The organism is Desulfovulcanus ferrireducens (genome assembly GCF_018704065.1).
GTDB lineage: Bacteria > Desulfobacterota > Desulfovibrionia > Desulfovibrionales > Desulfonatronovibrionaceae > Desulfovulcanus > Desulfovulcanus ferrireducens.
In genome coordinates this window covers 1-11,832 of the sequence record NZ_JAGUQP010000008.1, presented here as the reverse complement: position 1 = coordinate 11,832, position 11,832 = coordinate 1, and the positions used below count along the sequence as shown (strand labels likewise).

6 protein-coding genes and 1 CRISPR repeat array are annotated in these 11,832 nt (G+C 42.5%); of the genes, 1 reads left to right on the top strand and 5 read right to left on the bottom strand.

Translation table 11 applies throughout. The features are described 5' to 3' along the window. Positions 1–101: 101 nt before the first annotated feature. The 5 genes from ade to KFV02_RS04145 form a co-directional block, all read right to left on the bottom strand. Entirely contained in the window at positions 102–1,814 is a 1,713-nt protein-coding gene (ade, locus tag KFV02_RS04165) for an adenine deaminase (RefSeq protein ID WP_434800281.1), read from the bottom strand. A gap of 395 nt (positions 1,815–2,209) precedes the next feature. Beyond that, positions 2,210–2,686: a chemotaxis protein CheW gene (locus KFV02_RS04160; protein ID WP_252380276.1), complete on the bottom strand. Its 477-nt coding sequence runs from the start codon at positions 2,684–2,686 to the stop codon at positions 2,210–2,212. 68 nt (positions 2,687–2,754) lie between these two features. After that, positions 2,755–5,196, bottom strand: coding sequence for a methyl-accepting chemotaxis protein (locus tag KFV02_RS04155; protein ID WP_252380275.1), 2,442 nt, complete (start codon positions 5,194–5,196; stop codon positions 2,755–2,757). 1,874 nt (positions 5,197–7,070) lie between these two features. Further along, positions 7,071–7,388: a NifB/NifX family molybdenum-iron cluster-binding protein gene (locus KFV02_RS04150; RefSeq protein ID WP_252380274.1), complete on the bottom strand. Its 318-nt coding sequence runs from the start codon at positions 7,386–7,388 to the stop codon at positions 7,071–7,073. A 455-nt stretch (positions 7,389–7,843) separates the two neighbouring features. Then, the gene (locus KFV02_RS04145) at positions 7,844–8,299 is read right to left on the bottom strand and encodes a hypothetical protein (RefSeq protein ID WP_252380273.1); all 456 of its coding nucleotides are present in this window, start codon (positions 8,297–8,299) and stop codon (positions 7,844–7,846) included. Between the two features lie 267 nt (positions 8,300–8,566). Further along, positions 8,567–11,085: a CRISPR direct-repeat array (repeat unit 36 nt; unit sequence GTGCTCAACGCCTTCCGGCATCGGAGATCAGATCAG). A 367-nt stretch (positions 11,086–11,452) separates the two neighbouring features. On the opposite strand from KFV02_RS04145, the gene KFV02_RS04140 reads away from it, so the two are divergent. Next, positions 11,453–11,832: helix-turn-helix domain-containing protein (locus KFV02_RS04140; RefSeq protein ID WP_252380272.1), on the top strand; the 380-nt coding region annotated here is incomplete at its 3' end.

Genomic DNA, 11,832 nt, shown 5'->3' with positions numbered 1-11,832 from the left:
TGGGTTAATGGGGGAATAACTGGCTGGGAAGTTGGGAAGATAAGAATTGTGCGGGCGTATTGCATACGCCCGTTTGCATACACCAAATTATTTAATCATACTTAAGAGACAAACAGTTCCACAAAGTCAAATTTATTGACATCAACCAGTCCCCTGTCAGTCAGTTTCAATGCCGGGATAACAGGCAGGGCCAGAAAGCTGAGTGTCATAAACGGATTATCAAGGGGGCTGCCTAGCTCTCTGGCAACCGAAAGCAGCCTGTCCATTTCTTTACGGACGCTCTCCAGAGGTTCTCCTGACATGAGTCCTGCCACGGGCAGTGGCAGCCGGGCTTTGACCTGACCATTGTCCACTGCGACAAGACCGCCAGCCATCTCAGATACACTTATGGCTGCAAGTTTCATATCGGCATCATTGGTTCCGACTATGATGAGGTTGTGCGAGTCATGGGCAACCGTGCTTGCAATTGCGCCGCTATGCAGCCCTATCCCCCTGACAAAACCAAGCCCCACATTGCCTGTGCCCTTGTGGCGCTCAATTACTGCCAGTTTCAGGATGTCACGCTCTACATCGGCCACGGCCATGTTATCCTGTATCTTCACCGGCAGCTCCAGCATTTCAGTCACGATCTGGCCTTCTATCACACCAATGACGCGAGCAGAGCTGCCCTTGGCTGGAATGGCAAAATCCAGGTTGTGTGTATCTATCCTCATTGAATTGAACCCGGACACGGTTTCAGGCTGAGTAAAAGGTAATGTTTGACCCTGATCAGCTACGAGCTGGCCGCCAGTAAAAACCTTTTCCACCTGCATATCTTCCAGGTTATTCAAGATTACCATGTCTGCGCGATAACCAGGTGCTATGGCTCCCCTGTCCCACAGACGAAACCTTTCCGCAGGATTTAGCGTGACCATCTGGATGGCTGTCACGGGATTGAGTCCCTTACGTACTGCCAGGCGGATTGAATAGTCCATGTGTCCACGGTCCATCAGGTCATCAGGGTGCCGATCATCAGACACAAGGATGCAGCGGCGCGAGTTTTCAGCAGTGACAACAGGCAGCAGATCAGCCAGGTTACGTTCGGCAGTGCCTTCCCTGATAAAGAGATACATGCCTGCGCGCAGCTTTTCCAGGGCTTCTTCCGGCCTGGTACATTCATGGTCCGAAGTAATTCCGGCAGCAACATAGGCCTGCAGGTCGCGCCCGGTCAATCCGGGTGAATGGCCGTCCACCGGCATCCCGCGCTTTTTTGCTGCCTCCAGTTTTGCCAGGACTTCCGGAATTTGCAAAAGGACACCCGGAAAATTCATCATCTCGGCCAGCCCCAATACACGCGGATGGTCCAGTAGCGTGGCAATGTCATCAGAAGAAAGGGTTGCTCCTGCTGTCTCCAGGTGAGTGGCCGGCACACATGACGGCGCCATAATAAAGATGCTTATTGGCAATCCCTCACTGGCCTCCAGCATGTAACGGACACCGGAGGTTCCAAGGACATTGGCGATTTCATGGGGATCGCAAATAACAGTGGTAGTGCCATGAGGCAGCACGGCCCGGGCAAACTGGTAAGGAGTGAGCATGGTGCTCTCGATGTGCAAGTGGCCGTCTATAAATCCTGGACAGACGAACCTTCCGTCCAGATCGATTGTCTCAAGAGCACTGTAACCTTCCCCGACGCCAATGATCAGGCCGCCGGCAACTGCCACGTCGGCCCGGACTATTTCTCCGGTAAACACGTTGACGACCTGTCCATTCTTTAGCAGTAAATCCGCCTTTTGCTCGCCCCGACTGTTCCGAATGATATCTTTTAACTGCATGGTCATGGCCTTATGATTCAAGTAAAAGGTTTCTCAAACTAAACTAATTAAAATAATTCAGTAAGTTTCATTCTAATCATACAAAAGCCTGTGGCCAAACCCCATTTTGACTACCAGATTAGAAATCAGGATTGAAAAAAAATTATGAAAAATTTTCCTCTGAGCAAAGTTTGGCCCCAGACTCACAAACCCGTAATTTTCGCATGAGCATCTAATGTCAAAACAATTCAACAATCAAGGCCTTGACCCCAAAGTTTCTAAAATCCAATTTCCAAATGGTATGACCATAATTTTTTCTCTATGAACAGAAAAAATAGCCCTATGCTCGGTTGTGATAGCCTCGGGCAGCTAAATCAATAAGGTCATACAAAATTATCCCGCCAAAGCGAGAAGTTTTATACTTCCGCCAGCACTTCCTGTTCTTCCCGCTTCAGCAACCGATTCAAATCCAGCAAAATCAAAAGCCTGTCTTCAAGCTTACCCACTCCGCTTATATATTCAGAGTCCACACCAGCAACCACTGGGGGAGGAGGTTCAACTATATCTGCTGGAATGCGCAATACCTCTGATACTGCATCGACCACAAAGCCAACTACCATGTCGTTTATTTCAACAACAATTATTCGCGTATGCTTGTCATGATCTTTTACTGTCAGACCAAATCTTTTACGTAAGTCAATAATAGGAATCACTTTCCCTCTCAGATTAATTACTCCTTCCACAAAATCAGGCGCATTGGGCACCCTGGTGATTTCCAGCATGCGAATAATCTCCTGCACGCGCAAAATATCCACGCCGAATTCCTCTTCACCTATCCTGAAGGTAACCAATTGCAACAATTCTACGTCTTTCTCTTTTGTTTTTTTGTCCATTGCATTCCCCCGACTGTCGATAACCAATAAATTTATCTATATTTTAATCTCTTCGCCTCTTATCTTCTTTATTTCGCCAATTCATCAATTAATCTTTTTAATTCCTCGGACAAGTGCACCAGATTATTTATCTCCTTTTTAGTCTCGCCAACATTTTGAACGGTTTTCTCTGAAATTTGTCTAATATCTTCCACTGCCCTGCTTATTTCTTCACTGGCTGCTGATTGTTCTTCCGAAGCCGTGGCTATGGCCCTGATCTGATCAGTTACAGAAATAACCAGGGTAACTATTTCCTGCAAGGCTGTCCTGGACTCTCCTGCCAATTCAGTACCCTTCTGTACTGAAGCGGCTACGTCACTCATCTCTGTAACATTTTTTTCTACTTCTGACTGAATCTCAGAGATAGCCTGGCCAACTTCCTGCGTTGCTTCCATGGTCTTTTCTGCTAACTTGCGTACTTCATCTGCAACCACGGCAAAACCGCGTCCTGCCTCACCGGCTCTTGCGGCCTCAATCGCTGCATTCAAGGCCAAAAGATTTGTCTGATCCGCAATATCAGAAATCACTGTCATTACCTGGGAAATACCACTTGCTTTATCTTTTAATCTCCCCACGTTCTCCTTCAACTGTTCTGTCAACTCATTAATCCTGTTTATGGCATCAACTGCTTGATCGACGATTTGGGCTCCTGATTCAGCCTTGTTTTTCGCCTGTTCGGTCTCCTCCGCAACATTGGATGCATTTTTAGCCACCTCCAGGACAGTGGCATTCATCTCTTCCATGGCTGTGGCTGTCTCTTCTGTTCGCGCCTTCTGGTTCTGGGCCCCGTCAGCCACTTGCTCAGATTGTGACAAAAGCTTTTCAGATGACGACACCAGGGCTTCCACTACCCTTTCAAGCTTTTTGGCTGCTTCAAGTAACCCCTCTTTTCTGGCTGCCTCTGCACGAGACCTGGCTTCTTCTGCCTCCTGGAAGGCTTTTTGGGCCCGCTCAGCTTCCTTTTTACTTTGTTCGCTCATTTTTGTGGCCTCGGAAATTTTCTTTTTAAGTATATCAATCATGGTCACGATGGCCTCTTTTAATGTCTCCAGCTCTCCAGGAAAACGTTCTGTCAGAGTGGTATCCAGGTCCCCACCTGCCACCCGCCTGGCGAATTCGGTTACTTTCATCAAAGGCCTGGTGATTCGCAGGATTACCCAAAACATTATGCCACATGCCAAACATAAAACAATGCTTAAAATTACCATGTTTGAACGTAGCATAGAGGAAGTCTTTTCTTTAGCTATCTTGTTCATCATTTGAACAGCACCTAAAGCCTCCTTGGTATCTATCTCTGCCAGGAGTACATATTTCAAACCAGAAATATTTAACGGCTGCCAGGCAGAAAGTACTTCCTCACCTCGATAATTTTTTATAATACCTACACCTGTTTGACCAGTCAGTGCCTTTTGTACAGATTCCGTACGCACCTCTATTTTCATCAATGAATTATCATTAAATCGGGATGGTGAACGCATTTTATAATCTGGACCAACAAGATATGTTTCTCCTGTCTTGCCCAAACCAATATCTTCCCAATTCTTATCAGAAAGCATAATCCGACCAATCTCATCAGTGGGCATCTGAAAAGCCATTACGCCAATAAAATCATTACCGTCAAAAATAGGCGAAGCAACAAATGCTGCCGGGGCATTATAAGCTGGTTCGTACGACACAAAATCAACAATACTCACAAAATCCTTATCTCCCTTTAAACCAGCGTCTCTGGCTTCACGAAAACATTGAGCAAGATTGCTGTCTTTATATGGACCTGTAAGCAGAGAAGTAGCAAAATCCCTTCTTTTGAACACTGAATAGACAATATTTCCGCTATTCGGGTCTATTATAAATATATCGTAATAATTAAAGGTTTCCAAAAATTTACGAATAGCTGGATGGAATTCTTCATGAACATTATTATATAGAAAATCTGCTTTTACCTTGTCTAAACGGTGCTTTTCTCCAATCGGATGAGGATTTTTATAGATATAAAAATATTGCAATACTACTGCGTTATTATCAGATGGAATATACTCTAAAACAGGTCGTGGCTGATAATCAGGTATCAATGAATTATACTGTTTGAATAAAGTGTTTTGTAAATAATTTGGTCCACTATAATCAGCAGATAATTCCTGGCGCATCTGCTGTATTTCTGTGTCAGAATATTGTATAGCAGACATCATAAAAGCACTCTTAAAACTCTGACAGGCATCTATAATCATTCTATCATCAGGTAATGTCCTCACCTGTCCTTCAATTGTTTTAAATAAATCTTCAATATGCATAGCCTTTGTTGCACGTATAGAAGCCAGTTGATCCATAGCCCTGCGAGTTAAAGCCTGCTTAGCCTCCTCAGTCAAAACATCCATACCTGTTTCAGCCTTTTCGTAACTTAAAGTAAAAACAATAAGACAACTAATGACTAGCATAATCAATGTAGTGCCCAACAATCTCCACTTTATACTCACTTTCACCTCCTAATTTGATATTGAGGTTTAACAAGGTAAATACAAACCAGATCGTATTCTGGCCAGATTTTCATAGATATTTTAAATCTTATCTCTATTTTAAATTCAATATCATTACAAACCTCCTTTATTATTTTAATTGTATTAAAAAATTAGAAAAAAAAATCTATACCTGATGCAACTGCAAAATTAAAAACTTACAATTTTGGCAAAAAAATGTCCTGTAACACGTTTAAATAATTCAACATTCATAATTCAACATTCAACATTACCTGCAAAAAGGGTCTTTTTGCAGGCGCATCATACCTAAGCCATTAAACAATAAATTTTACTCCGAAAAATATTAAACTTGGTCTTCTTTATGAAGAAACTACATAAAGTCGAAATATATGATATTTTCAAAGACCAGAAGCGATGCGAACGGTTCCAGTTCGAGTCCCCATTTAGAATACTAAGGTTATATGTGTATCAAGGGAGTATGCTGAATATATTCCTGTCCCACATTAACTTGTGGTTTCTTTTAGTTAAACGAGCTAACGTTTTATATTTAGCCAAAATTGTGTGTTTTTTTTTACAGGTTAAAGCTTGAGATTGTACCGAGGTTAGTGTTCCTCGCAATGACTTTCATCCTGTCATTGCGAGGGCGGCTTCGCTGCCCGCGGCAATCTCTTCCATTAGCTAAAAATCTCTGGCTCAAAATCTACTTTTGTTCCAACCTCTTTAATGTAAAACTTGATTAAAAATCGCTTGATTTAGGTTTAGGACAATGCCACGCAGACCTATCCGGCCAAATGGATGCTAAACTTTGGCAAAGTTAAGCCAAGGACAGTTGAAAGAAAGTGAGCATCCATTACTTACTTCTTTGGATTATGATTAGAGTATATATTAATAATAAAAAATTTTACGGAGAAAAGCAATAACTAAATCATTTTTTATTATCCCTTATCAAATTACTATAAGGAAAAAATGATACTTCTATCATATCAATCCTGATTCTATACAGATAAGTCTACGGACAATAACTATCTTGGCAGGAGCATATTTTTGAATAAAGTTGCGATGTTTCGATTTTTTTCAGAAGATTTAAAAAGTATGGACATTACTTCTATGAATACAATTTTGTAACCTAAAGTGACGACAAAACCATTACTGTAAATAAATTACAAAATTTGGGAAAAAAAATTCTGGACTTATCCCCTGCTTACCTGGGGAAAGAGTTAGGAAATGAAAGAGTTGTTCGACAATCCAAAGGTGGTTATTTTGGTAGCTATTGACAGGCGTGGAGCAGGATGCATCCGATAGCTGCACTTGGGTTGAGTAGTTGAGTGGTTGACTAGGTAGGATGGTCAGTGGACATGGGATTCCGCAGTAGAATTTTCCACTTGTACTGCCAGATTCTTGATTATTACCACTGCACAGATTGATTATTTAATTATGACAAAATTTTGCTAAATAAGAAGAAGAAAAAGATAAATAATCAGCAGATACAATGCCAAAATTAAGGCTTCTCAAAAATCAATACTAATAGCGGATGCGCCCCTTGTTCACTTTTATTGAAAACCTGGGATATTTTTTTCTGCTAACTACTCCAATCTAAAAATATTTTTTACTACTCGTCATTCTGAGTGAGGGAGCGAAACGACCGAAGAATCTCCAACGTAGCGAACCAGATTCTTCGCTTCGCTCAGAATGACGTAATTAGAGGGGCGCATTCGCTAGCTGCACCTACCACGTCAAATGAAGGAAAATTGAGAAATAATATGATAACATTTTGGGATAAAAAGGTAATTCGGGTTCAACTAACAGAAAATAATAAGACTCATGTGGGAGAAAATTTGGTGCCGGTGCAGACTGCGAATGCACCCAGAGATATGTTACTTTGGAATATCCGTAATGGGCCCTTCGTAGATTACCGCTTCAATGCCCAATTCTTTTAATTTGGCTGCAGGGGTCTCTCCTATTTTCGTAACATAGATTTTGACGCAATCTTTTAACTGGGCTGCTACCCGACCAAATCTCTCAGGATCAAAAGGATGATCAGGGTCTCCCACCGAAAGAGACTCGGTCGGTCTTTCCTCAACGAAAGTCATTTCATCGTTGCAGTCATAGATTAAAAAACGTTTGGCCGTGCCAAAATGTTCGTCCACATTGGTACCGTCTTTTGAAACTACCGCTATTCTTGTTTTGGCCATTGAAAATCTCCTACTATAAATTAAATTATCTACTCCTTGTAGAAGCACTATCCCTGACACGTTTCTTTCTAGCCACCTCTTCGTGAGGGGCCCTCCTTCATGCCAAGGGAACTTTCATAATAACACCTTTTCTCTATAATACAAAAAACATACCATATATTTTCCTGTAATTTTGAAAAAAAACTTCAAATTACTTAACCAATTGTTTTATAATGATTCTAACCTTATTTCGCTACCCCCTAATTCTTTAACAAGATATCATGTTTTAAATAAAAACTACAAAAATGTATCTTACTTTAATGAATGATACACAATTGTATTTGTAACGTTCTGATTTGTTTTACCAGAAGTTTCGAACGGGTGGTGAAGGGTAAAAGTTTTGATGGGCAGGCAAACGGAAAATTGATTCTCGCGGCGAATATTATTACTTTCCGGCAGAACCTTTAATGAATGAGTTAATATCTTTTATACGGGTCTTCATAAACACCATAATGCCAAAAGGGAGTAAAACCATATTTTTCAATACACACCTTTTCTAACTTATCAATCTCTTTAGTATTATAACTCCAAGTGGCGGCTTCCCATTTAAAATAATAAATAACAAGCTTCCAGTTTACATTTTCAAGTTTATATTCCTTTGAATCATCCACTACACCTCCAAAACCCTTGGCATAAGGCTCAACAAGTTTTTGCTTCATGGGGTCTGGAACGCCTATTTCTTTAAATATTTTGGCAATTTCATCTTTTACGTTTTCAGGCCAGTCGGTTTCCTCCAGAGGCACAAGATGTTTGGGTTGCACCATCATTATATTGTCTGTTGGATTAGCAAATTCATTAATAAATTCAGTAGAGTATTTAGCATAAACTTGTAAGTTCCTGGGCACTGTTAAGTCTTTTGATATCAATAACATTAATCGGTTTTCTCCATTTTGATCAATTACATGACTATTATCATGTATTGACAAGCATATTAATACACTAACCTGTCAATGGTCAAAGCATTTGAGCGAGTTTTGGGGGTAAATTGTTAATGGCCAATTAAAATGAGCCAGAAGCGGTCAATAATTTTGACCCACTCCTCTCTAACGTGAACTAGCGGCCAAAAGGCCATATATTCCTGGTTGTCTTATAAAGGACAATCAAACATAACATTATCTGCCTGTCCCTTTGTTCCCTGTGTGCTCAACGCCTTCCGGCATCGGAGATCAGATCAGTTTACCCTTTTTACTTAACCAATGGCCCGTGCAGTGTGCTCAACGCCTTCCGGCATCGGAGATCAGATCAGCTTCTACAATTGATAAATGTATTATCACTTATCACTAGTGCTCAACGCCTTCCGGCATCGGAGATCAGATCAGCAGAGCCGTCAGGCGCAACCACCTGGAATGTGCCGCGTGCTCAACGCCTTCCGGCATCGGAGATCAGATCAGATGGTAACCTGGTTGTCTTGGGATGTTAAGATTTTAGTGCTCAACGCCTTCCGGCATCGGAGATCAGATCGGTGACTAACCCCGGCATTTTCGATAATCTCCATAGCTTGTGCTCAACGCCTTCCGGCATCGGAGATCAGATCAGTGATGTCCTGCGCAATCTGCACGGCCTTATCCGCAAGTGCTCAACGCCTTCCGGCATCGGAGATCAGATCAGTACAGCAGGAGCTTACTAAACGCCATCAGGCTGAGTGCTCAACGCCTTCCGGCATCGGAGATCAGATCAGGTAGCTGCACAAAGCTCATATTCTTTTGATATTGTGTGCTCAACGCCTTCCGGCATCGGAGATCAGATCAGTACAGCAGGAGCTTACTAAACGCCATCAGGCTGAGTGCTCAACGCCTTCCGGCATCGGAGATCAGATCAGGTAGCTGCACAAAGCTCATATTCTTTTGATATTGTGTGCTCAACGCCTTCCGGCATCGGAGATCAGATCAGTACAGCAGGAGCTTACTAAACGCCATCAGGCTGAGTGCTCAACGCCTTCCGGCATCGGAGATCAGATCAGACTTTCTATTCTAAGTGATTTATTTTTATTAAAAATAGTGCTCAACGCCTTCCGGCATCGGAGATCAGATCAGATAAGGAGCTGAGTGGTTTTCTAAATTGTATATTCGTGCTCAACGCCTTCCGGCATCGGAGATCAGATCAGTCCAACCACTATAAGTAATTTGATAAACCATTAAGTGCTCAACGCCTTCCGGCATCGGAGATCAGAACAGCAGGAATCACACACCAAACTTTTTCTGTACAAGAGTGCTCAACGCCTTCCGGCATCGGAGATCAGATCAGGTCTGCTAAAGCTAAATACCCGCAGGCATCGACTAGTGCTCAACGCCTTCCGGCATCGGAGATCAGATCAGTGGTTCCTAAGCTTGGCAAGTCTTTAAAAAGTAAGTGCTCAACGCCTTCCGGCATCGGAGATCAGATCAGATGGTATAATATATTTAATTTGCGGCGTATATTGTGGTGCTCAACGCCTTCCGGCATCGGAGATCAGATCAGAAAGTACTGCGCCTTCAGGTAAACCATCAACCTCTTGTGCTCAACGCCTTCCGGCATCGGAGATCAGATCAGTCTTTCATCTTTTTTAAATTGTTTAAATGTTCTTTGTGCTCAACGCCTTCCGGCATCGGAGATCAGATCAGATCTTTTCTTGTAAACACGTTATTTCCTGAAGAGAGTGCTCAACGCCTTCCGGCATCGGAGATCAGATCAGCGCCTCAGCTTGCAAATGATTTAATAAATCGTGGGTGCTCAACGCCTTCCGGCATCGGAGATCAGATCAGGCGGTGCTGTTACTGGTGTGCACGCTCACGTTATGTGCTCAACGCCTTCCGGCATCGGAGATCAGATCAGCATAAAATCCCCCCGATTTTTTAAATACGCCAATAGTGCTCAACGCCTTCCGGCATCGGAGATCAGATCAGATAAAAGACTTAGAATGTAACAAAAGATTTATTAGTGCTCAACGCCTTCCGGCATCGGAGATCAGATCAGGCGGTGCTGTTACTGGTGTGCACGCTCACGTTATGTGCTCAACGCCTTCCGGCATCGGAGATCAGATCAGGACTTGTTTAATTGCACCTAAATCAAAAAGATTGGTGCTCAACGCCTTCCGGCATCGGAGATCAGATCAGATCTTCAATTAAATCCATTCCACAATAAGGGCAAGTGCTCAACGCCTTCCGGCATCGGAGATCAGATCAGGTCATTATTTGCTATTGCATTATCACAAACATAATGTGCTCAACGCCTTCCGGCATCGGAGATCAGATCAGTAGGTCGGTGCATTATTTTTTTGAAAAGCATCGAGTGCTCAACGCCTTCCGGCATCGGAGATCAGATCAGTATGATAAGTCCTCGTGTGGTTTTCTGTTTGGTTACGTGCTCAACGCCTTCCGGCATCGGAGATCAGATCAGTAGTAAAAACGCACATTAGTATAGTATTTTCGCAGTGCTCAACGCCTTCCGGCATCGGAGATCAGATCAGGAGGACCCCTTTTTAAGCTCCCGTTTAATTTCCGGTGCTCAACGCCTTCCGGCATCGGAGATCAGATCAGCCAATGTAGACGTTTAAAACTGAACCCAGTTTTCAGTGCTCAACGCCTTCCGGCATCGGAGATCAGATCAGATATCAGAGTTGGAGAGAGAGTTTTAAGAATTGACGGTGCTCAACGCCTTCCGGCATCGGAGATCAGATCAGCCTGTTTTTTTAATCCCTTGTATTTCTTAGTATCCAAAAAACACTTTTCAAGTACCCTCTGGTACAATAACTTCCATGGCAGCTCTTGTTTCCTGAAACAAAAAAAAGCATCATAACCATATAAAATATCATTTTTTTTTGCTTTTCAAGCACCTCTTACCACCCTGTTTGCCCATAACTATAAAAAAATATTAACGAAATCTGGAGATTAATTACTTCGTAGCCATCAATTTCTCCATTGCCTGACGGCCCTTTCGGCATGTTATAGGGACTATCGGGCAACCATCTGTAATAATATGTGAGGTTTCGACACATCCGCTACACTTTTAGTTGCTGGTTTTGACTTTTATATGGATATAATAATCGTATGAAAGAATCAGTTAAAAAGATAAAGCAGAGGAAAAAATGGATTGACCATTATGAACAATGTCAGTCTGTTTCTTTAACATGTAGAAAATTCGATATCCCCAGGTCTACCTTTTATCACTGGTATAAGCGCTATCAGGAGTCTGGTTCTGATGGCCTTGCAGATCTCTCCCGGAAGCCCCATAATCTAGCTAAGACAAAAGTAACTAAAGAACATGAACAGATCATTTTGACATTACGTAGCATGTATAAATGGGGACCGCAGCGAATAGCTACCTTTCTTCAAAGAGAACACGGCCTTTCATTTGCCAAATCAACAATATGGCGTATTCTTCAGAAACATGCTGTTGAACCTGTAAAAAAATATCGCAGAAACAAAAA

Bases quoted from the DNA above. Each gene is read 5' to 3' on its own strand.
- KFV02_RS04160 (WP_252380276.1), bottom strand. From the start codon at position 2,686: ATGGACAAAAAAACAAAAGAGAAAGACGTAGAATTGTTGCAATTGGTT.
- ade (WP_434800281.1), bottom strand. From the start codon at position 1,814: ATGCAGTTAAAAGATATCATTCGGAACAGTCGGGGCGAGCAAAAGGCG.
- KFV02_RS04150 (WP_252380274.1), bottom strand. From the start codon at position 7,388: ATGGCCAAAACAAGAATAGCGGTAGTTTCAAAAGACGGTACCAATGTG.
- KFV02_RS04145 (WP_252380273.1), bottom strand. From the start codon at position 8,299: ATGTTATTGATATCAAAAGACTTAACAGTGCCCAGGAACTTACAAGTT.